Raw genomic sequence first — 21974 nt, 5'->3', positions numbered from 1 at the left:
CTCCCTCAGCGAGTCGGCATGCTCCGCGCCTTGAGCCCCTCGACGAAGGCCCCGAAGACGGCACCCGAAACGGCCAGGACTCCACGGTCCGGGGCCTTCGAGTCGCGGACAGCTACGTGCGCCGACAGAGCGGCGACTTCTACGCAGTTGTTGCCGTCTCCGCCACCGGAGTAGGACGACTTCCGCCAGATGTAGGTGCGGGCCATGGTGTCCCTCACACTTCCTTCGCCAGTGCGTGAATGAAGTCCCGGGAGCGCTCAGGTTCGAGTGCCACTGCCTCCACTCTACGGAAGAGCGCCCGGAAAACCTCGAGTTGTGCCTCGCAATCGATGAACGTAACGCCGTGGGGAGCGTCCCTGACTGCGGTGTCCAGTTGGGGGCAGGTTCCCTCCGCCAACATCATCGTGCTCCATGTTCCGCCGAACCCGTCCAGGTCAAAGGGGATGATGCGCACGCTGATGTGGTCCAGCTCCGACGCTTCGAGCAGTTGCGTCAGCTGGGCGCGGGCGACTGCTCGATCACGCACCCGGATGCGAAGTGCCGCTTCGTGAATCACGGCGTCGTATGGAACGGGAACAGGCCGGTTCAGAATCGCTTTGCGCCGCATACGGTGCTGCACGCGCAACTCCAGTTGCTCCTCGGGTATCGCGGGGATGCGCGAGGAAAAGGTTGCTCGGGCGTAGTCGTCCGTCTGAAGCAGCCCCGGAATGAGCAGAAGCTCGACGTCACGCCGACGCGTGGCGTGATGCTCCAGCTCGGCGACGTCCATGAACGACGTAGGGAGCGACCCGCGGTACTCCTCCCACCACCCCCGGGTCCGATCACCGGCCATCGCGGCCAGCGCGCTGATCAACTCCTCGTCGGTACAGGCGTAATGCGACGCCATGAGCCGCAGCCGCTTCTCGCTCACGCCCGTGAGGGCGGACTCGATCTGGCTGATCTGCGCGGAACTCACCCCGAGCAGCGCCGCCGCCTCGCGCGACGTCAGGCCGGCCGCTCGGCGCAGCCTGCGCAACTCGGTGGCCAGACGCATCTGGCGGGCCGTCGGTTCGCTCCTGAGCGCCAAAGCGGTCCCTTCAACCTGCTGACTGCCACCCCTCGTTCGGGGTGATGTTACGCGTCCCGCTCGCAGACCCTAAAAAGTTAGGTCTACCGTCAGTGACGCGCCGCACACTCTACGGGTTCCCGGGGCCCGGACCGACGCCACCCTCCATCGAACCGAGCGGAGCAATCGCATGCCCGAATCCGAACCCTGGGAGTACTCCCTCTACATCCCCAACGACCTGCGCGCAGTCACGGTAAGCCGCCGCACCCTGCGCCTGATCCTGACCATGCACGGCCTGATCCGCCTGGTCGACATCGCGGAGCTGCTCGCCGCCGAACTGGTGGGCAACGCCGTACGGCACACGAAGGGCCCCGCCGCACTCAGGGTGCGATGGTCGGTCGGGGTACTGCGCATCGGGGCATGGGACACCGCCCCGGAACCACCCGACCCGCCTTGCGTAAACGCATGGGACACCGAGGAGGGCCGGGGCCTGATGCTGGTCAAGGCGTGCGCCAGCGACTGGGGCTGGCACGCGCTGGACAGCGGCGCGAACCGGGGCAAGTACGTGTGGTGCGAACTGGCAGCCGCGTAAGAAGCAGCAATGGCGGCCATGCGTGGCATCGCCGCCACCCCCAGCACCCTCACTTCACGCCGGGCCCCCGCCCCGCGATCACCACCATCCCGAGTGTCGCCACGGCCCCGACCGCGAACCCCGCATGCGGCCCCGCCCCATCCACCGCCCGCCCGGCAAGCGCGGCGGCCCCCGCCGATCCCGCCGCGCTGGCGGAGCCGAGCCAGGTGAATGCCTGGGTCAGTACGGCGCGCTGCACGGTGTTCTCGGCAAGGACGGAGAAGACGACCAGCAGCACCGGCACCGCCAGCCCCGTCAGCGCGAGACAGACGGCCACCGCCGACACCCCGTCCACCACCGTCAACGGCGCACACGCGAGCGCCATCCCGACCGCCGCCCACATCTGCTGCCGCTCCGGCGACGCACCACCCCAGGACCGCGCCCCGTACACCCAACCGCCAATCACATTGGTGCAGTTGGATACCGCGTACAACACCGGCGCCACATCCGGCGTCCCGCGCCCCACCGCGTACGCCGTCACCGACACCTGCATCGCCCCGAAGAACACCCCGAGCCCCGCGTTGAGCGCGACGAGCCGTACGAACGCGGGCCGCAACAAGCTACGACCGGCGCCCCGGCGTTCGGCGTGCCCCGCGACCGGCGGCGCGGTACGGCGCTGCGCAGCAAGCGCGAGACCCCCGCCGACCACGAGCACCGCGGCGAGCAAGCTGCCGAGACGCGGATGCCCGGCGGCACCGACCGCGCTGACCAGCGCCGGACCGGAGAGGAAGGACAGGCCGTTGGCAAGCGCTTCGAGTGTGAAGGCGCGGGGCAGCGCGGACTCGTACGGAGTGCCTCGCAGCAGCGTCGACCAGCGGGCCGCCGAGAGCGCGCTGAGCTGCGGGAGGCTGGCCCCGGCGAGGGTCGCCCCGACGACTGTCAGGAGGTTACCGCCCGCGAACAGCATCCCGACCGCCCCCGCGTGCACGGTCAACGCGCACGGCAGCACCCGGCTCTGCCCGAACCGGTCGACAAGGCGCCCGACCTGCGGCCCGCCCACCGCGTCCGCGACGGCGAAACAGCCCGTCACCATGCCGGCGTCCCCGAACGACCCCGTCCGCGCGTGCACCAGCCATACGATGCCGACCCCGGTCATCGCGAGTCCGACGCGCCCGACGACACCGGCGAGGAAGAACGCCGCCGCGCCCGGAACACCGAAAAGATCCCTGTAAGTCCGTTGATTCGCCGTCCGCACGGCGCGTCCCTTTCGCCGCCCGGCGGGACGCGCTCACCCGGGGTCGTCGGCGTCCGGATGTGCCGACCCGTGAGCGCGCCTGAAGCCGTCCAGTGGCGGCGGCAGGCGGGGACGCGCGCCTGCCACCGACTCCGTCACCGGGCAGAGGTATAAGTACCAGTAGGTATTTCGCCGTCCAATCTAGCGTGCGCGCACCACGCAGAAAAGCATCGGCGAGAAATGAGCGCACACCTCACGCTCATTTCTCGCCGATGCGATGATTCCGGTTTCGATCCGTTCCCGTCGCGGCGGCCCGTTATCCGCCGACGTACCAGCTGAAACCGCCGTTGGCCGCGACGATCAGCAGGACGATGAAGAGGACGACGTCGATGACGCCGAGGATGAGGCCCGCCTTGGCCATGCCCGCACCACCGCTGGCGGTCTTCTGCCTGAGGGCGAGCGCGCCGAAGATGATCGCGAGCGGGCCCAGGATGAAGGGAAGGAAGAACAGTCCGACGATGCCGCATACGAGTCCGGCTATCGCGAGGCCATTCGTCCGGGTACCGGAAGAAGCAGCAGGACGGCTACCGTAGGCCGACATGGTCCACACCCCTCAGATCGATTTGCGAAACGTCGTTACGATCCTCCGGATGCCCCGGAATTCGGCGCACACTCGACCCGAATTCCGAGATTAAGTGGAGGGTGCTGTTCCGGCGCCGCTCACCCTTCCTCCGAGTCCGAGTCCGCATCCGGCTCCCACTCCAGCAGCCGCACCTTCGCCACCGCACGGACGTGCCTCCGCATCGCCGCCGCGGCCCCGCGCCCCCGCCCCGCCTCGATCGCGTCGAGGATCGCCCGGTGCTGGGCGAGCGACCGCCCCGGTCTGCGCGGCTGGCGCAGCGACTCGGTGCGGGACTCCGCGATCGGCTCGTCGATCTCCCGCATGAACGCGGCGAGCAGCGCGCTGTGTGCCGCCGCCGTCACCGCCGCGTGGAACAGCCGGTCCCCCTCGATGCCGAGCCCGCCCGCCTCGATGTCGCGCGCCATGGTGTCGAGGGCGGAGCGCAGCGCGGCGAGGTCGGCGTCCGTGCGGCGCTCCGCCGCCAGCTCCGCCAGCTTCGTCTCCAGCGCCTCCCGCGCCTCCAGGACGTCCGGGAGCCGCTTCTTGCGGGCGACGAGGCTCTCCACCGGTTCGACGACGGCCGTGTCGAGGCTGTCGCGCATCAGGTACGTGCCGCCGCCGTGCCGCGCCTCGACCAGTCCCTGCACCTCCAGGACGACGATGGCCTGCTTGACCGAGGCCCGGCTGACCCCGAGCCGCGCCGCGAGGTCGCGCTCGGTCGGCAGCCGGTCGCCCGCGCGCAGGCCGCCCTCGGCGACGTACGCGCGCAGGCGGTCGATCACCTGCTCGTACAGGCGCGGGCGCGCCGCCATCGGCCGCAGTGCGTCGGTCACCTCGGCCTACCCCTTTCAAGCCCTGGTCGTGTGCCCGGCAGCGTACGTCCTTGACGTGGGCGCCTGCCAGACGTCACGCTCGGATTGGCTCAGCCACTGAACCAATCTGTCGCAGATCAGGAGCGTTCACGTGCCCCGACTCCTCCCGGCCCTGGCCGACACCCCCGACCATCCGGCCCTGCGCTTCGGCGAGCGGTCCCTGACCTACGGCGAACTGGCGGCGGTCGCCGCGCCCCTGGCGGCCCGGCTGAGCGGTTCGGCGCGGGTCGCCGTGTGGGCGACGCCGACGCTGGAGACCGCCGTCGGTGTCGTCGCCGCGCTGCTCGCCGGGGTCGCCGCCGTCCCGGTCAATCCGAAGTCGGGCGGGAGCGAGCTGGGGCACATCGTGGCGGACAGCCCGCCCGACGCGGTCCTCGCGGCGCCGGGCACGGAACTCCCGCCCGCACTGGCCGAGTTGACCCGGATCGACATCACCGTAGAGCCGGACGCGGAACAACAGCCCCCCGCGCTGCCCGCCGAACCCGCCGACCCCGAGACCCCCGCCTTCGTCGTCTACACCTCCGGCACCACGGGCCCGCCCAAGGGCGCCGTCCTCCCCCGCCGCGCCGTCTCCTCCACCCTCGACGCGCTGCGGGACGCCTGGCAGTGGACGGAGCGGGACACCCTCGTCCACGGGTTGCCGCTGTTTCACGTCCACGGGCTGATCCTGGGCGTCATCGGGCCACTGCGCAGGGGCGGCGCGGTGCGTCACCTCGGCCGGTTCGACACGGACGGCGTGACGCGGGAGCTGGCGTCCGGGGCGACGATGCTGTTCGGCGTACCGACGATGTACCACCGCATCGCGGAGGCGCTGCCCACGGACCCGGCGCTCGCGAAGGCGCTCACCTCGGCCCGGCTCCTCGTCTCCGGTTCGGCGGCGCTGCCCGTCCACGACCACGAGCGGATCACCGCCGCCACCGGCCAGCGTGTCCTTGAGCGGTACGGGATGACGGAGACGCTGATGAACACGAGCGTCCGCGCCGACGGCGAGCCGCGCCCCGGCACCGTCGGCGTCCCGCTGCCCGGCGTGGAGCTGCGGCTCACCGAGGACGACGGGACCACCGAGGTCCCCGCCGGTGACCCGGAGGCCGTCGGGGAGATCCAGGTGCGCGGGCCCAACCTGTTCCTGGAGTACCTGAACCGGCCCGACGCGACGGCGGCGGCGTTCGCGCCGGGCGGCTGGTTCCGCACCGGTGACATGGCCGTGCGCGACCCCGACGGCTATGTCCGCATCATCGGCCGCAAGGCCACCGACCTGATCAAGAGCGGCGGCTACAAGATCGGCGCGGGCGAGATCGAGAACGCGCTGCTCGAACACCCCGGCGTCAAGGAGGCCGCCGTCACCGGCGCCCCCGACCCCGACCTGGGCGAGCGCGTCGTCGCCTGGATCGTCCCCGCCGACGCCGCGCATCCGCCGGGCGCCGAGGCCCTGGCCGACCATGTGGCCGGCCGCCTCGCCCCGCACAAGCGCCCCCGCACCGTCCACTACCTCGACGCGCTCCCCCGCAACGACATGGGCAAGATCCTCAAGCGGGCGCTCACCGATCAGCAGAACCCTGCCGATCAGCAGTCGCTCGACGATCAGCGGACCCACCCCCATGGCTGACGGCGGCGGCGCGCGCGGCGCCCTGGACCTGGTCTGCGACCCCGGCACCTTCCGCGAACTCCCGCCCCCGGCCCCGCCCGTGCGCCCCGATCCGCTCCGCTGGCCCGGCTACGGCGACGCGAGGGCGCGCGCCGCCGAGCGCACGGGGGAAGCGGAGTCCGTCGTCATCGGCACCGCCGAGATCGACGGGGTCCCCGTGGTCGTCCTGGCCTTCGAGTTCGGGTACCTGGGCGGCTCGCTCGGGCAGGAGACCGGTGACCGCATCGAGGCCGCGCACGCCCACGCCCGCGCGCACCGGCTCCCCGTCGTCCCGCTGATCGCCACGGGCGGCAGCCGGATGCAGGAAGGCATGATCGCCCTCACTCAACTCCAGCGCGTGGCGCGGCAGTCGGCACTCACGCGCGCCGCCGGTCTTCCTCAGATCGCCGTCGTGCGCGATCCGACGACGGGCGGCGGCTGGGCGACCCTGGGCGCGGGCGCCGATCTGACGCTCGCGCTGCCGGGGGCGCAGATCGGGTTCGCCGGGTCCCGGGTGCGGCCCCCGGACGCGGACCCGGCGGCGTACACCGCGCGGGCGCAGTGGGAGGCGGGCTCCGTCGACGCGGTCGTCGCCCCGGACGAGTTGCGCACCGCGCTCGGCCGCCGCCTGCGCCTGCTGACCCGGCCGTCCGGCTCCCCGGAGGCCCCGGAGTCCCCGGCCCCCGTCCCGTACGCCCTGGGACGCACCGACCTCCCCGCCACCGGCTGGGACGCGGTCCAGCGCGCCCGCGCGCCCCAACGTCCGCGCGCCGCCGCCTACTTGGACGCCTACTTCACGGACCGCATCGAACTGCGCGGCGACCGCGCGGGCGGCGCAGACGACGGCATGCTCTGCGGTTTCGGCGCACATGAGGCGCAGGGGCGGAGCCGGACCATCGCGTACGCGGCCCAGTGCGGCACCGCCACCACCCCGGCCGGGTACCGCACCGCCACCCGGCTTGTCCGGCTCGCGGGCCGCCTCGGCATCCCCGTACTCACCCTCGTGGACACGCCCGGCGCGGCGAGCGACGACGCGGCCGAGCGGGCGGGCGCGGGCGCGGCCATCGCCGAACTGTTCCTCGCGCTCGCCGAGTCACCGGTGCCGGTCACCACCCTCGTCGTCGGCGAGGGCGGCTCGGGCGGCGCGCTCGCGCTGGCGGCGCCGGGCAACACCTGGGTGGCCCCGGACGCGTACTTCTCGGTGATCGCCCCGGAGCTGGCTGCCGCGATCCTCAAGCGCCCCGCCGACCAGGCCCCGGACACCGCCGGTCAACTGCGCATCCGGCCGCAGGACTTGGTGGACCTGGGCGTCGTACGGGGCATCGCCGGGCCGCCGCCCAGCAAGATCTAGAAACGAACAGGCGCGCAGTTGTTCCCGCGAACAGGTGATCGTTCCGCAAGAAATTGCATGAGGCACGGGTGACCAACGATGCTTACGGGGCGCAAGCAACGGGCTGCAGACCGTAGTTGTCGCGCACCCGGTCCATGTCCCAACAGGGCCGGGGTGTTGTCCCACACACATGCACCATCGCAAGGAGAACGTTTCACCATGAACCTGCTCACCGACATCCTCGCCGGCCTCGTCCACTTCGTCGGCTGGCTGGTGTAACTCAGTCGGACACCAGCGCGGCGCCGTCTCCCCCGGTCCCACGGGGAGGCGGCGCCGCCGCACGTTCCGTGCCCGTCCCTTCCTCGGCGAGCAACGCCCGCAGCCTGGGCGCGACGTCCTCCCCCACCCGCAGGGCGTCGTCCGGGTCCGCGCTCCCCGAGAGCACGAACTCGTCGACGCCCGCGCGACAGTACGCGTGCAGACGCCGGGCGGCGCCCTCGTGGTCCCGGCCCGCCTCGGCGGAGAGCCGCAGGGCGAACCGCAGCGCCGGGTTCCGGTCCCGCAGCCGGGCGACCCGCGCCGCGACCTCGGCCGGGGACTGCTCCGCCTCGCTCCACAGCAGGTGGACGTCGGCGCGCCGCGCGGCGAGGTTCTCCGCCGCCTCCGACACGCCGCCCAGGTACAGCGGCACCTTGTGCTCGACGGCCGGATCGGTCAGCCGCGCGCCCTCGACCTGCACGTGCTGTCCCTGGAAGTCGATGCTCCTGCCGTCGAGCAGGGCGCGCAGGACGGCCATCACCTCGTCCGTCCGCCCGTATCGCTGGTCGTGCGCCAACTGCTCGCCCCGGGAGCGCCGTTCGGCCCGGTCGTCGGCCGTGACGATGTTCAGCCGCAGCCGCCCGCCCGTGAACCGGCGGAACGCGTCGGCCTGCTGGGCGAGCAGCGTCGGAGTCACCGACCCAGCGCGCACCCCGACCAGGAACCCGATCCGCTCGGTCCGCCCGGCGAGCACGGACGCCAGGTGCCACGGGTCCACGCGCCCGCGCCCGACCGGCACGAACAACGACGCGAACCCCGCCCGTTCGGCGGCGTGCGCGATCCGCGCGGGCCGGGCGGTGTCGGCCCGGTCACCTCCGGCGGGCAGGGACCAGTGCAGCAACGGCACGTTCTGGGACACGGACGACATGGGCACCTCGGGCCTAACGACGGGGTGGCAAGGTCAGGGCGGCACCCCGGGACAGGCGGGGTGCGGACGCGTCACCGCTGTGGGCGAGCCGGGGAAGCGGCCGGGGCAGCGTCCCGGCGCCGGGCGAGCATCCACGGCGACCGACGAGGTCGCCCCCTACGACAGGGTGTTCAGCGACCGGCCGTACGGCGACGCACGGAGGCCCGACACAGCATCGTCGCGACACGCAGCAGATCCACGTGTCGGCGGGAGACGAGTACGGGGGCCATGCCCGCATCCTTTCCGGGCCCCGCCCCCACCACAACCCAGGGTCCGCATCCCGGACGACGCCGTATCACCCCTTGACATGCCGGGGCCCGGCGCGGCAGCGCACCGCACCGGGCCCCGGACCGACGAGCCCCTACTTCACCCCGACCGCCCGGATGATCTCCTGCGTCACGGACCCGCCCTTGTCGTCCCTGACCGACGCCCGCAGGGACACGTACTCCGCGTGCCGGGGCACGCTCAGGGCGCCCGTCCACGAGGCGCCGCGCCCCTTCAGCGCCACCGCCTGCCACGTCCGGCCGTCGTCGTACGAGACCTCCAGACGGCCCCCGCCGATGGTCCCCGTACCGGCCGCGTCCTTCACGTACTCGCCGAAGATCCCGACCGGTACGCGTGTCCCGCCCCGCACCGCGCCCGCAAGATCGGTGTCGATGTCGAAGCCGAGGTTGATCAGCGGCAGGTACGTCCATTGGTCGTCCGGCGTCGCCGCCGACCTGAACGTCCACTCGGCGTGGCCCCTGGTCGACAGTTCCCAGCGCGCCGGGTCGAGCGTGGTGTCCGTGGTGACCGTGTACGTGTGCTCGTCCGGATCGGCGCCCCACACGTACACGCCCGAACTCTTCTTCCGGTCGACCTCCACGCCGTCCACGGCCACCGACGTGTACTGGTCCATGCCGTTGGTCTCGCTGCTCCACGCGTCGCCGAAGCCGGTGTGGTCGGGCCCGGAGTCGCCCCAGCCCGGCGTGTTGAACTGGAGCGAGTTGCCGGAGCGCTGCTGCCCCCAGCCGAGCCCGGTGCCCAGCCACGGGTGCCAGACCGGCTTGAACCAGTCGAGGCCCGTCCGCGTACCGCCCTCGTACGTGACCAGGCCGCTGCGCTGCTCCAGGTCGGTCGGGCCGGTCTGCACGGACTCGTGCCAGGTCTGCCCGGCGCCCGTGGAGACGTGGTCGGTGCGCTCGGCCGGGTAGGCGACCTTCTCCAGGAAGCCGAGGCCGACCGGGAAGGTGTCGGTGAGCGAGTACCGGAACTCGCCCCCGTCCTGCGGCTTCACCGCATGGAACCTGGTGTCGAGGACGGCCAGTTCCCGCTTCCCCGGCCGGTACGTCAGGTCCCCGCGCGGCACGGCGCCCTTGTGCTCGTCGGTGAGGTCGTAGACCCAGGGCGTGTACCGCGTGCCCGTCATCGAGAGCGTGCGGCCCGTCCTGGCGAGCCGGGCCAGCGCGGCGCCGCCCGCCGCGTCCACGGACGCGATCTGCAACGGCCGGTCGCCGCCGTCCTCCGGCCCGAACCAGTCGCTGAGCCGCCCCGGCGCGTCGTCCGTCACGAACAGCGCCCTCGCGCCCGCGTCCTGCGCGGCCTGGGCGAGCCGGTCGGGGGCGACGGCGTCGGTGCGGCGCACGAGGACGGCCTTGCCGCGCACGTCCCTGCCCCTGTAGTCGGCGGGCGTGCCGTCCCCCGCGTTGACGACACGCAGGCGGGCGCGGCCCTCGATCAGCGTGCCGCCGGCCTGCACGGTGGCCTCGCGCACCCCGTCGACCCGGAGCAGAGGCTTCCCGAGACGCCACACCGTGCGGTACTCGAAGCCGCCGTCCGTCACCTTGCTGGTGGGCGCGGCGAAGACGCTGTCGTACGCGACCGGCACCTGCACGGCGCTCATGTATTCGGCGCCGCCCGCCTTGCGGGCGGCCTCCATGACGAGCTGCCGGGTCTCCGTGGTGCGCCCCGCGTCGACGGTGATCTCCTTGAGCCGCCGCCCGTCGAGGGTGACCTCACGGTCCCGGTCGAGCCGCACCTCCGGGTCGGCGAGGTAGCCGAGCCCGAGCGAGTCCTCGCCGTGGCTGCCGCGCACGTCGAGGTAGGACTCCAGGTGGTACGAGCCCGGCTTCAGCCGCAGCTTCAGCGTGCCGGAGTCGCCGACAGCCGCCGGGAACGGGTCCGTGTCCGCGGCGAGCCGCTGGACGGTGAGGTCGGCGGCGGTCGGCGCCCCGGACCGGTCCTTCACATGGACCGTCAGCGTGTACCGCTCCTCCTCCTTCACCAGCCCGAACACCGTGTGCGCGACGGCCTTCCCGCCCGCGCTCGCCACGATCTGCCCGCTGACCTCGCCGACCGGCGCCTTCGCGCCGTCGCCGGTGACGGTGGTGGAGGCGGTGCCGTGCGCGGGGACGGTCAGGGTGCGGTCGGCGAGGGTGGCGACCCCGTCGCCCCCACCGCGTACGGCGAGCTCCAACTGAACGTCGGCGTCCCCGGAGTTGCTGTAGGTGACGGTCCGCGTCACCGGCTCGTTCTCCTCGTACGGCCACTTGTAGTAGCCGAGATCGGCGCTGCCGGTGGCGGTGATCCGCGCGCCGACGGCGTCCGCCGCGCTGAGCCGCCCCGCACCCAACGCGTAGGCGGAGGCGTCGAGTTGCTTGCTGCTGGACATCAGCGCGTCCTTGAGCCGCGCGCCCGTCCAGTCCGGATGCTCCTGGGCGAGCAGCGCGGCGACCCCCGCGACGTGCGGCGTCGCCATCGACGTACCGCTCATCTCCGTGTACGCGCCCTCGCCCTCGGACAGGGAGGAGCGCGCGGCCAGGATGTTCACGCCCGGCGCCGAGAGGTCGGGCTTCAGGGCGTTGTCGCCGAGGCGCGGGCCCTGGCTGGTGAAGTAGGCGGCCTGGTCGGCGGAGTCCACGGCGCCCACGGTCAGCGCGGAGTCGGCGGCGCCGGGCGCGCCGATGGAGCCGGGCGTTCCCGTGTTCCCGGCGGCGACCACGAACAGGGCGCCGGTCTCGGCGGAGAGGGTGTCGACGGCGGCGGACATCGGATCGGTGCCGTCACTGGCCACGTCCGAGCCGAGGCTCATCGAGACGACCTTCGCCCCGACGTCCTTGGCGGCCCATTCCATACCGGCGATGATCTGCGACTCGGTGCCGGAGCCCGCGTCGCTGAGGACCTTGCCGACGGCGAGCGTGGCGTCCGGGGCGACGCCCTTCTCCTTGCCGCCTCCGGACGCGGCGCCGGACCCGCCGACGGTCGAGGTGACGTGCGTGCCGTGCCCGTTCCGGTCGGCGACGTCCTCCCCCTCGACGAACGACCTGGACTCGGTGACGCGGGCCGCGAGGTCGGGGTGGGAGGCGTCGTACCCGGTGTCGAGGACGGCGACCTTCACCCCCTTGCCGGTGAACCCCGCCTCCCACGCCTGCGGGGTACCGATCTGGGCGTTGCTCCCGGCCATGTCGGCGTGGACGCGCCCGTCGAGCCACACCTTGCGGATGCCGCCCCGGAACCCCCGCCCGGTGGTGGCCACGTCCCAGAAGGTCCGCCCCTTGTCGGCGTCGAGGGCCGCGCCGCGCACACTGGCGAGCGTCCGCGTCCGCTCGGCGCCCTCGGGAACGGCGCGGGCGCCGAGGTCCGCGCCGCTCCCGTAGGTCACGATGAGGGGCGTCGCGTCGGCCTTGCCGTCCGCGAGGCCCTGCCGTATCAGCTCGCTGACGTCGAACAGCCGGGAGTCGAGCGTTCCCGCGGCGAGATAGGGGCGGGCCTCGTCCGGTACGACGCTGATGTCACCGCGCACCACCCGCGTACGAACCGCCCCGGCCGCACCCCGCGCCCGCTCCACGGCGACGGCCCGCTTGCCCCCGCCCAACTCCGTGACGCTCACCTTGTCGCCGGTCACCAGGGTCACGGTGTGCGTCGCTTTCGGTACGGGCCTGGAGTCGGCCTGCGCACCGCCCCCGGGCAGCAACGCGAACGCGACACCGAGCGACAGCAGAGCCGCGCCGCGTCTCGCACCAGGTCCTCTGATCATCGTCGCCCCTCTCCATAAGCCTCGGACCGAGAGCGCCCCGAGCGCTCAGAAGAGTCTCAAGCCCCGTGCGTTACAGGAGAGTTGCGAGGACCTGGCGGAAACCTGCCCTGACGGTTTCCCGCCAGGCGCGCCGCTCGGGGGGCGGGTCCGATCGGCGCCCCCGAACGGCGGGACCGGTCCGGTCATCGAACTTTTCACCCGTTCGGGCCCGCCCCTACCGGCCCAGTCCAGCGCGCGGGAATCGGAATCCGGCCGCACGCTGCCAAAAGGGCCCGCGCACGCGAGCCCGTCCACGGTCTGCGCTCTCGGGAGGATCTGCCATGACCGTCAGTCTGGAGCAGTTGTACCGCTGCCATTTCGCCGTCGACCTCGGTGCCGCGCGCACCCGCGTCTACGTCAAGGGCCTCGGCCTCGCCGTCGACGAGCCCAGCGCGGCCGCGGTCAACACACGGACCGGCGCGCTCATCGCGGTCGGCGAACTCGCGGAGAAGATGACCGGCCGCACCCCCGAGCACATCCGCGTCGTCCGCCCCATCTGCGGCGGCAGCGTCGTCGACATCGAGATGGCCCAGCGCATGCTCCGGCACCTCCTCGGCGACAAACTCCGCCGCACCCTGCGCCGCAAGCCCCGGCTCCGCGCGGCGATCTGCACCCCGCACGACGCGGACCCGCTGGCCCGCCGCGCGGCCGTCGAGACCCTGGTCGGGCTCGGCGCGCGGCGCGTGGAGATGGTGGACACGCTGATCGCGGCGGCCGTCGGGTGCGGGCTCCCCGTCGAGCAGCCCGAGGCCACGATGGTCATCGTGTGCGGCACGGCGTCGACCCAGATCGCGGTGCTCTCGCTCGGCGCGATCGTGACGTCCGTCCGGGTCCCCGTCGGCGGCGAGGCGGTCGACAACGCCGTCGTCCAGCACCTGCGCCAGCAGCACGCGCTCCTGCTCCCCTCCCAGACCGTACGGCCCCTGCAACTCGCCCTGCGCGGCAACGGCCTCACCCCCCACGGCCCCGAGCGCACGGAGATCCACGGCCGCGACGTGACGACGGGCCTGGCCCGCTCCGTCGAGGTGGAGACGGCGGCGGTCCGCAACGCCATCCACACCCCGCTGACCGGCCTGCTCGACGGCATCAGCAAGGTGCTCCGCGACTGCCCGCCCGACCTCGTCGCCGACCTCGCGGAACGCGGCATCATGATGGTCGGCGGCTCGGCCCGCCTCCCCGGCCTCGACACCATGCTCAGCGAGGCGACAGGCATGCCGGTCCACACCGCGGAACGCCCCGACGTCTGCGCGGTGCAGGGCCTCGGCGCGATGATGGAGGGCAAGATCCAGCCGATGGTCCTGGACCCGACGGGAAGCTGACCCGGGTTGATTTGTTGGCGCCCGCAAAGAGCGCGGCGACGGTACCGACCCAGTGCCCTGAGCGACCGCCCCGCCCAGGGGCGCGGGGAACTGCGCGACCAGCCACGCACGACGCGCACACGCCATATGACCGAACGAGGCAGACGCGCATGCGGAGCGGTCGCACCGGACCCACCTGGCCTGCCGCCCCGCTCAGGGGCGCGGGGAACTGCGCGACCAGCCACGTACAAGCCGCACACGCCATACGACCGTGCGAGGCAGACGCGCCCGCGACCCGGCGGGGGCTGAGCGCGCAGTTCCCCGCGCCCCTGAGGCAGACCCACCCGCCCCCACTTCAAAGCACCGGCCCCCATGACCTCAGCCCCCGAACCCCCCACTCCCGGCTCCGCGCTCGAGCTGCGCCCGACCCTCCGACACCTCGTGGACAGCGCCGTCACCCTGACCGGGGCAGCACACGGAGTGCTCACCGTGGTCGACCCCGTCGACGGACGGCTCGTAGAAGCGGTCGGCACCGGGGACGCCCGCCCCGTCCTGCCCCCGGAAGAGCCCCCGGACGCCATCGTCCACACCCCCGACACCCTGGCCGTCCCCCTCCACGTACAGCAGACCGTCTCCGGCCGCCTGCGCCTGACCGGAAGATCACCGGGCGCGCCCCCGGGCGGGTTCACCGGCGAGGACCTCGCCCTGGCCCGCATCCTCGCCACCCAGGCCGGCATCGCCATCTCCAACGCCCGCCTGTACGAGACCGCGAGACAACGCGAACGCTGGATCGAGGGCGCCGCCGCCGTCACCACGGCGCTGCTGACGGGCCGCGCGGGCGACGCCCTGACGACGGTCGCGGAGCGGGCGCGGCTCCTCGCTGGGGCGGTCGCCGGGGTGGTGCTGCAACCGACGGAGGCGGGCGGCATGGAGATCGTCGCGGCGGCCACGACCGACGACGACCCGGAGGCGTTGCTGGGTGCGACGATCCTGCCCGGCAGCGCGGTCCTGGAGCAGCTCTTCACCGGCGAGCCCGTCTTCATCGACGACTCGGCGACGGACCCGCGCATGACGACGGAGGTGCGGTCCCGGTTCGGCCCGAGCATGATGCTGCCGCTCAAGGCCGAGGGAAAGCTGATCGGCACACTGGCCCTGCCCCGCTCCCCCGGCGACCGCCCGTACACCTCGGTCGACCACCTCCTGGCCACCCAGTTCGCCACGCAGGCCGCGCTCGCCCTGGTCCTGGCGGAGGCGCAGGAGGGCCGTGAGCGTCTCGCCGTCTACGAGGACCGCGACCGCATCGCCCGTGACCTGCACGACCTTGTCGTCCAGCGGCTGTTCGCGACGGGCATGATGCTCGAATCGACGCGGCGCCGCACCGAGGCGGAGGACGTCCGCGCCACGCTGGCGCACGCCATGGACGAGCTGGAGTCGACGATCCAGGAGGTCCGGACCACGATCTTCGCGCTGCAACAGCCGCCGGCGGACGCCCCGACGACGTTCCGCGGCAAGGTGCTGCGGGAGACGGCGGGCGCCGCGGCGATCCTGGGCTTCACCCCGTCGGTGCACTTCACGGGCCCGGTCGAGGCGGCGCTCGCCGCCCCGGTGCAGGCCCGGCTCCTGTCCCGGCTGCGCCGCGCCCTGGCCACGGCGTCGCGCCGCCCGGGGGTCTCGCGCGTGGACGTGACGATCGACACCCGTACGCCGCTGCCGGACGGCCGTGCCGCGGTGCGGCTGGCGGTGACGGACGACGGCGCCCGCGAGGGGACGGAACCGGCCGCGCTGGTGTGGCACGCGCCACGGTGATCGGCCGCTGGGGGCGGCGGTCGCGCTGATCGGGTGAGAGAAGGGCCGCCCCTGTTTTAGTGACGGCCCATCAGGCTACGTACGTCCTGGTCGCATCGTTTCTGCGCCCTGACTGTGGTGGGGCGGGTGGGACTCGAACCCACGGCCGACGGATTATGAGTCCGCTGCTCTAACCGGCTGAGCTACCGCCCCGTAACGGCGCGCCGCGCACATATGTGCGCGCCGTCTGCCGCAGCATAGCCGCTCATACGATCTCCTGCCTCGGATGGTCCGGCTCTGCACGACCTTGAGGACTCCGCGTGCGCGCACACGGTTCCCCAGGGTGCGAAAAAGCCCTCCGGAGTGTCTCCGAAGGGCTTGTTCCGCAGCTCTCCCGACTGGACTCGAACCAGTAACCTGCCGGTTAACAGCCGGCTGCTCTGCCAATTGAGCTACAGGAGATCGAGCTCCCCCGACTGGACTCGAACCAGTAACCTGCCGGTTAACAGCCGGCTGCTCTGCCAATTGAGCTACAGGGGAATGCTTCATCTGCTTCGAACGCACCTACCTGGGTACTTGCCAGGCGGCGGGCGCTCGCTGCGACACATACATTAGCGCAAGCAGGGGGGTGCTCCGCCAATCGGTATCCCTCGAACGATCACGACGAGCTACGGAAGGGTGGGCGTCATGCGCTACCGGCTCACTTTCATCGCCGGTCTGGCCCTCGGTTACGTGCTGGGTACGCGCGCCGGGCGCGAGCGGTACGAGAAGCTGAAGAAGACCGCGCGCGAGGTCGCCCAGAACCCCGCCGTGCGCAACACCGCGGAGTCGGCGGCCCAGCAGACGCGGTCCTACGCGGGCAAGGCGTTCAGCACGGTGAGCGAGAAGGTCGAGGGCCGCGTCCCCGACTCGGTGGCCGAGCGGGTGCGCTCGCTGCGTGAGCGCACGGGCGCGACCGGCGAGGACGACTGGGGCACCAGCAACACGTAGGGCGCGGCGGAGGTCCGGCACGGGAGTGTCCCGGGGTGCGGCAGAATTTCTGTCATGGGGATAGTCGCAGGGCTGGACAGTTCGCCCGATTTCACGCGCATTGTGGTTTGTGACGCCGACACCGGGGCCGTGTTGCGGCAGGGCTACGCCCCGCACCCGCTGGACCCGGTGGAGGGCGGAGGGCGCCCTTCCGACGTCGATCCCCAGGCGTGGCTGCTCTCGCTCGGCGAGGCCGCGGGCGGCGGGCTGCTCGAAGGCGTGCAGGCCATCGGCGTCTCCGCCCAGCAGAACGCGCTGGTGCCGCTGGACAGTCAGGGCAACACGGTGCGCCCGGCGCTGGTGGGCGGCGACAAGCGGGCGCAGTCGGCCGCCGCGGACCTCGTCGACCGGCTCGGCTCGCGCGGGGCGTGGGCCGAGGCCGTCGGCTGCGTACCGCAGGCGGGCCAGCCGGTCACGAAGCTGCGCTGGCTGGCCCGGACCGAACCGGAGAACGCCCAGCGGGTGGCGCTCCTGCTCCAGGCCCACGACTGGCTGGTGTGGCAGCTCCTCGGCCGGCCCGCGCGCCGCACCACGGACCGCGGCGGCGCCTCCGGCACCGGCTACTGGTCCGCCGCCACCGGCTCCTGGCGCCCCGACCTCGTGGAGCTGGCGCTCGGCCGGCAGGCGATGCTCCCGGAGGTGCTCGGCCCCGGTGACGCGGCGGGCACCACCCCCGAGGGGCTGATCATCTCGGCCGGGACCGGCGAGACCATGGCCGCCGCCTTCGGGCTCGGTGTGATGACCGGGGACGCCGTGGTCTCCCTCGGCGCGTCCGGCTCCGTGATGGCCGTCCACCACGAGGCGCTCACCGACTCCAGCGGCGCCATCACCTCCCTCGCCGACGCGACCGGCATGCATCTGCCCGTCGTGCACACGTCGAACGCGGTACGGGCGCTGCGCGGCACCGCCGAGATGCTGGGCCTGGACGGGGGACTCGAAGAGCTGTCCGAGCTGGCGATGAAGTCGACGCCGGGCGCCCACGGCCTCGTACTCCTGCCGTATCTGGAGGGCGAGAAGACGCCGAACCTGCCGCACACCGCGGGCACGCTCAGCGGCCTTCGGCGCGAATCCATGCGGCCCGAGCATCTGGCGCGGGCCGCGTTCGAGGGCATGGTCTGCGGGCTCGCGGACGCCATGGACGTCCTGCGGGGCCGGGGCGTGGAGATCCGGCGGGTCTTCCTGCTCGGGGCCGCCGCCGAACTGCACGCGGTGCAGGCCGTGGCGCCGATGCTGTTCGGGGCGCAGGTCGTCGTGCCGCAGCCCGCGGACTACGCGGCGATCGGCGCGGCCCGGCAGGCGGCGTGGGCGCTGAGCGGGCAGTTGCCGCACTGGCAGGGCGCGGCGGCGCAGGTCTTCGAGCCGGGCGAGGAGGCGCCGGTGGGGCAGGCGGTGCGCCAGCAGTACCGGGCGGTGCGGGAGCAGATCCACCCGGGCGCGTTCTCGTAGCCGTACACGCGTGCGGCCGGTCTTTGTCAGTTCTTGGGCCGATCGGCGATTAATCGGTTGAGGTAACGCGGGTGGAGTGTCGGACGATGAGGGTCCATGCGTCCTCAACGACCGCCGACCCCGAGAGACCGAGCGTGCTCATACGACTCCTGCGGACCCACCTCGGTCCGTACAAGAAATCCATCGGCCTCCTTGTGCTGCTGCAGTTCCTCCAGACCTGCGCCGCGCTGTACCTGCCGACCCTGAACGCGGACATCATCGACAACGGCGTCGTGAACGGCGACACCGGCTACATCCTGAAGTTCGGCGCCCTGATGCTGGGCGTCACCGTCGTCCAGGTGGTGTGCAACACCGGCGCCGTGTTCTACGGCGCCCGGACCGCCGCCGCCCTCGGCCGCGACGTGCGCGGCGCGGTCTTCGACCGGGTGCAGTCCTTCTCCGCGCGCGAGGTGGGCCAGTTCGGCGCGCCCTCGCTGATCACCCGGACCACCAACGACGTCCAGCAGGTCCAGATGCTGGCCCTGCTCTCGTTCACGCTGATGGTGTCGGCGCCGATCATGTGCGTCGGCGGTGTGGTCATGGCGCTCGGCCTCGACGTGCCGCTCTCGGGCGTGCTGCTCGCGGTGCTGCCCGTCATGGCGATCGTGCTCTCGCTGATCATCCGCAGGATGCGGCCGCTGTTCCGGTCGATGCAGACGAAGCTGGACACGGTGAACCGGGTGCTGCGCGAGCAGATCACCGGCAACCGCGTGATCCGCGCCTTCGTCCGCGACGACTTCGAGAAGGGCCGCTTCGGCGAGGCCAACGACGACCTGACCGAGACCTCCCTCGCGACCGGCCGGATCATGGCACTGATGTTCCCGTTCGTCATGACGATCGTGAACGTCGCCTCGATCGCCGTCGTCTGGTTCGGCGCGCACCGCATCGACGGCGGCCACATGCAGATCGGCGACCTGACCGCGTTCCTCGCGTATCTCATGCAGATCGTGATGAGTGTGATGATGGCCACCTTCATGTTCATGCAGGTGCCGCGCGCCGAGGTCTGCGCCGAGCGCATCCAGGAAGTCCTCGGCACCGAGTCCAGCGTCGTACCGCCGAGCGCGAAGGCGTCCGTACGGGAGCTGCGCCGCCGCGGCCACCTGGAGATCCGGGGCGCCGACTTCGGCTACCCGGGCGCCGAGGAGCCGGTCCTGCGCTCCATCGACCTGACCGCGCTGCCCGGCGAGACCACCGCGATCATCGGCTCGACCGGCAGCGGCAAGTCGACGCTGCTCGGGCTGGTGCCGCGTCTGTACGACACCACGGCGGGCGCCGTGTACGTCGACGGCGAGGACGTCCGCACGATCGACCCCGAGCTGATGGCGAGAACCGTCGGCCTCGTCCCGCAGAAGCCGTACCTCTTCTCCGGGACCGTCGCCACCAACCTCCGCTACGGGCGACCCGACGCGACCGACGAGGAGCTGTGGCACGCGCTCGAAGTGGCGCAGGCCAAGGACTTCGTCAGCAAGCTGGAGGCCGGGCTCGACGCGCCCATCACCCAGGGCGGCACGAACGTCTCCGGTGGCCAGCGCCAGCGCCTCGCCATCGCGCGCACGCTCGTGCAGCAGCCGGAGATCTACCTCTTCGACGACTCCTTCTCCGCGCTCGACTACGCCACCGACGCCGCGCTGCGCCGGGCGCTCGGCGCCGAGACGGCGGACGCGACCGTGGTGATCGTCGCCCAGCGCGTCGCCACCATCCGGGACGCCGACCGGATCATCGTCCTCGACGAGGGCCGCGTCGTCGGCGAGGGCCGCCATCACGAACTGATGGCCGACAACGAGACGTACCGGGAGATCGTCCTCTCCCAGCTGACGGAAGCGGAGGCCGCCTGATGGCCGGGCCGATGGCGGCGCGAATGGCGGCCGGTGGCCCCGGTTCGCGTTCGATGGACTTCAAGAACTCCGGAAAACGGCTGCTCAAGCGGCTCGCCGTGCACCGCTCGGCCGTGTTCGCCGTGCTGGGCGCGGTCGTGGTCAGCGTGGGTCTGTCGGTGGTCGGGCCGAAGATCCTCGGCCACGCGACCGACCTGCTCTTCGGCGGGATCATCGGCGGCCGGCTGCCCGCCGGGCAGACCAAGGAGCAGGTCCTTGAGGGCCTGCGGGCCAAGGGCGACAACGGCATGGCCGACATGCTCGGCGGCGTCGACTTCACCCCCGGCCAGGGCGTCGACTTCGACGCCATCGGCCAGGTGCTGCTCCTCGCCCTCGCCGTGTTCGCGGTGGCGGGCCTCGCCATGATGATCGGCACCCGCCTGGCCAACCGCGTCATCAACCTGGCGGTGTCCCAGCTCCGCAAGGAGATGCAGGCGAAGCTGGCCCGGCTGCCCCTGTCGTACTACGACAAGCAGAAGCGCGGCGAGGTCCTGAGCCGCGCGACCAACGACATCGACAACATCGGCCAGACGCTCCAGCAGACGATGGGCCAGATGCTCAACTCGCTGCTGACCATCATCGGCGTCCTCGCCATGATGTTCTGGATCTCCTGGCTGCTCGCCCTGGTCGCGCTCGTGACGGTGCCGCTCTCCATCTTCGTCGCGGCGAAGGTCGGCAAGCGCTCCCAGCCGCAGTTCGTGCAGCAGTGGCGGACGACCGGCGCGCTCAACGCGCACATCGAGGAGATGTACACCGGCCACAACCTCGTCAAGGTGTTCGGCCGGCAGAAGGAGTCGGCGGAGCAGTTCGCCGAGCAGAACGAGGCGCTGTACGAGGCGTCGTTCAAGGCGCAGTTCAACAGCGGCATCATGCAGCCGCTGATGTTCTTCATCTCGAACCTGAACTACGTGCTCGTGGCCGTGGTCGGTGGCCTCCGGGTCGCCTCCGGCTCGCTCTCCATCGGTGACGTGCAGGCGTTCATCCAGTACTCGCGGCAGTTCTCGATGCCGCTCACCCAGGTCGCGTCGATGGCCAACCTCGTGCAGTCGGGCGTCGCCTCCGCCGAGCGGATCTTCGAACTGCTCGACGCCGAGGAGCAGTCCGCCGACCCCGTACCGGGCGAGAAGCCGGCCGACCTGCGCGGCCGCGTCGAGTTCGAGCACGTCGCCTTCCGCTACGAGGAGGACAAGCCCCTCATCGAGGACCTGTCCCTGACGGCGGAGCCCGGCCACACCGTCGCCATCGTCGGCCCGACCGGCGCGGGCAAGACCACCCTGGTCAACCTGCTCCTGCGGTTCTACGAGGTCACCGGCGGGCGCATCACGCTCGACGGGGTCGACATCGCGAAGATGGACCGCGACGAGCTGCGCGCCGGGATCGGCATGGTCCTCCAGGACACCTGGCTGTTCGGCGGGACCATCGCGGACAACATCGCGTACGGCGCCGCGAAGGACGTGACCCGGGCCGACGTCGAGGCCGCGGCGAAGGCCGCGCACGCCGACCGGTTCATCCGGACGCTGCCCGACGGGTACGACACCGTCATCGACGACGAGGGCACGGGGGTCAGCGCCGGTGAGAAGCAGCTCATCACCATCGCGCGGGCGTTCCTGTCGGACCCGGTGATCCTGGTGCTCGACGAGGCGACCTCCTCCGTCGATACCCGGACCGAGGTGCTGATCCAGAAGGCGATGGCGCGGCTTGCCTCCGGGCGGACCTCGTTCGTCATCGCGCATCGTCTTTCGACGATTCGCGATGCGGACACGATTCTTGTCATGGAGAACGGGGCGATTGTCGAGCAGGGCTCGCATGAGGAGCTGGTCGGCGCCGGTGGGGCTTATCAGCGGCTGTACGAGGCTCAGTTCGCGCAGGCTGTCGCCGAGGTCGACTAAGCGCCGTGGGGGCGTGGGGTTGCGTGTCGAGACCGGT

General features: G+C 72.1%; 16 protein-coding genes and 3 tRNA genes. 9 read left to right on the top strand and 10 right to left on the bottom strand.

Annotated features, from left to right (window positions below; genetic code table 11):
• Nucleotides 1-5: 5 nt before the first annotated feature.
• Both ABZ877_RS22235 and ABZ877_RS22230 read right to left on the bottom strand, forming a co-directional pair.
• Nucleotides 6-206 carry a DUF397 domain-containing protein gene (locus tag ABZ877_RS22235; protein WP_361073869.1) on the bottom strand — a complete coding sequence of 67 codons (201 nt, stop codon included), beginning with the start codon at nt 204-206 and terminating at the stop codon, nt 6-8.
• Nucleotides 207-214: 8 nt separating this feature from the next.
• Nucleotides 215-1066, bottom strand: coding sequence for a helix-turn-helix transcriptional regulator (locus ABZ877_RS22230; protein ID WP_361073867.1), 852 nt, complete (start codon nt 1064-1066; stop codon nt 215-217).
• A gap of 169 nt (nt 1067-1235) precedes the next feature.
• Here ABZ877_RS22230 and ABZ877_RS22225 point away from each other — a divergent pair, with 169 nt between their 5' ends.
• Nucleotides 1236-1637 (top strand): ATP-binding protein, encoded by a 402-nt coding sequence (locus tag ABZ877_RS22225; RefSeq protein ID WP_361073865.1) that lies wholly within the window; start codon nt 1236-1238, stop codon nt 1635-1637.
• Nucleotides 1638-1686: 49 nt separating this feature from the next.
• On the opposite strand, the gene ABZ877_RS22220 is transcribed toward ABZ877_RS22225, so the two are convergent.
• From ABZ877_RS22220 to ABZ877_RS22210, 3 genes are all read right to left on the bottom strand, one after another.
• Complete coding sequence (locus tag ABZ877_RS22220; protein WP_361073863.1) at nt 1687-2871, bottom strand: MFS transporter; 1185 nt, start codon at nt 2869-2871, stop codon at nt 1687-1689.
• A gap of 295 nt (nt 2872-3166) precedes the next feature.
• Nucleotides 3167-3451: a DUF4190 domain-containing protein gene (locus tag ABZ877_RS22215; RefSeq protein WP_361073861.1), complete on the bottom strand. Its 285-nt coding sequence runs from the start codon at nt 3449-3451 to the stop codon at nt 3167-3169.
• A gap of 119 nt (nt 3452-3570) precedes the next feature.
• On the bottom strand, nt 3571-4305 hold the full coding sequence (locus ABZ877_RS22210; RefSeq protein ID WP_361073859.1) for an FCD domain-containing protein: 735 nt from the start codon (nt 4303-4305) through the stop codon (nt 3571-3573).
• Nucleotides 4306-4435: 130 nt separating this feature from the next.
• On the opposite strand from ABZ877_RS22210, the gene ABZ877_RS22205 reads away from it, so the two are divergent.
• Nucleotides 4436-5950: an acyl-CoA synthetase gene (locus ABZ877_RS22205; RefSeq protein ID WP_361073857.1), complete on the top strand. Its 1515-nt coding sequence runs from the start codon at nt 4436-4438 to the stop codon at nt 5948-5950.
• The gene (locus ABZ877_RS22200; protein WP_361073855.1) at nt 5943-7319 is read left to right on the top strand and encodes a carboxyl transferase domain-containing protein; all 1377 of its coding nucleotides are present in this window, start codon (nt 5943-5945) and stop codon (nt 7317-7319) included. The genes ABZ877_RS22205 and ABZ877_RS22200 overlap by 8 nt, the downstream gene beginning before the upstream one ends.
• Nucleotides 7320-7578: 259 nt before the next feature.
• Here ABZ877_RS22200 and ABZ877_RS22195 read toward each other — a convergent pair whose 3' ends face one another.
• Both ABZ877_RS22195 and ABZ877_RS22190 read right to left on the bottom strand, forming a co-directional pair.
• On the bottom strand, nt 7579-8484 hold the full coding sequence (locus ABZ877_RS22195) for an LLM class flavin-dependent oxidoreductase (RefSeq protein ID WP_361073853.1): 906 nt from the start codon (nt 8482-8484) through the stop codon (nt 7579-7581).
• Nucleotides 8485-8884: 400 nt separating this feature from the next.
• Nucleotides 8885-12538, bottom strand: a complete 3654-nt coding sequence (locus ABZ877_RS22190; RefSeq protein WP_361073851.1) for a S8 family serine peptidase — start codon at nt 12536-12538, stop codon at nt 8885-8887.
• Nucleotides 12539-12858: 320 nt separating this feature from the next.
• On the opposite strand from ABZ877_RS22190, the gene ABZ877_RS22185 reads away from it, so the two are divergent.
• Together ABZ877_RS22185 and ABZ877_RS22180 are read left to right on the top strand one after the other, a co-directional pair.
• Nucleotides 12859-13896 (top strand): rod shape-determining protein, encoded by a 1038-nt coding sequence (locus ABZ877_RS22185; RefSeq protein ID WP_361073849.1) that lies wholly within the window; start codon nt 12859-12861, stop codon nt 13894-13896.
• A 351-nt stretch (nt 13897-14247) separates the two neighbouring features.
• Nucleotides 14248-15681, top strand: coding sequence for a GAF domain-containing protein (locus tag ABZ877_RS22180; protein ID WP_361073847.1), 1434 nt, complete (start codon nt 14248-14250; stop codon nt 15679-15681).
• A 115-nt stretch (nt 15682-15796) separates the two neighbouring features.
• On the opposite strand, the gene ABZ877_RS22175 is transcribed toward ABZ877_RS22180, so the two are convergent.
• The 3 genes from ABZ877_RS22175 to ABZ877_RS22165 form a co-directional block, all read right to left on the bottom strand.
• A tRNA-Ile gene (locus ABZ877_RS22175) sits at nt 15797-15873 on the bottom strand.
• Nucleotides 15874-16049: 176 nt separating this feature from the next.
• Nucleotides 16050-16122: transfer RNA gene (locus tag ABZ877_RS22170), tRNA-Asn, on the bottom strand.
• Between the two features lie 5 nt (nt 16123-16127).
• Nucleotides 16128-16200, bottom strand: a tRNA-Asn gene (locus ABZ877_RS22165).
• Nucleotides 16201-16347: 147 nt separating this feature from the next.
• Here ABZ877_RS22165 and ABZ877_RS22160 point away from each other — a divergent pair.
• The 4 genes from ABZ877_RS22160 (at nt 16348) to ABZ877_RS22145 (ending at nt 21937) form a co-directional block, all read left to right on the top strand.
• Nucleotides 16348-16650 (top strand): YtxH domain-containing protein, encoded by a 303-nt coding sequence (locus ABZ877_RS22160; RefSeq protein ID WP_361073845.1) that lies wholly within the window; start codon nt 16348-16350, stop codon nt 16648-16650.
• A 54-nt stretch (nt 16651-16704) separates the two neighbouring features.
• Nucleotides 16705-18135 (top strand): FGGY family carbohydrate kinase, encoded by a 1431-nt coding sequence (locus tag ABZ877_RS22155; protein ID WP_361073843.1) that lies wholly within the window; start codon nt 16705-16707, stop codon nt 18133-18135.
• Nucleotides 18136-18269: 134 nt separating this feature from the next.
• Nucleotides 18270-20009, top strand: coding sequence for an ABC transporter ATP-binding protein (locus tag ABZ877_RS22150; RefSeq protein ID WP_361073841.1), 1740 nt, complete (start codon nt 18270-18272; stop codon nt 20007-20009).
• Nucleotides 20009-21937 (top strand): ABC transporter ATP-binding protein, encoded by a 1929-nt coding sequence (locus ABZ877_RS22145; RefSeq protein WP_361073839.1) that lies wholly within the window; start codon nt 20009-20011, stop codon nt 21935-21937. Before ABZ877_RS22150 ends, ABZ877_RS22145 begins: the two co-directional genes overlap by 1 nt.
• Nucleotides 21938-21974 lie beyond the last annotated feature (37 nt).

The organism is Streptomyces sp. NPDC046939, assembly GCF_040644575.1.
Lineage (GTDB): Bacteria > Actinomycetota > Actinomycetes > Streptomycetales > Streptomycetaceae > Streptomyces.
This window is presented reverse-complemented; position numbering and strand designations above follow the sequence as displayed.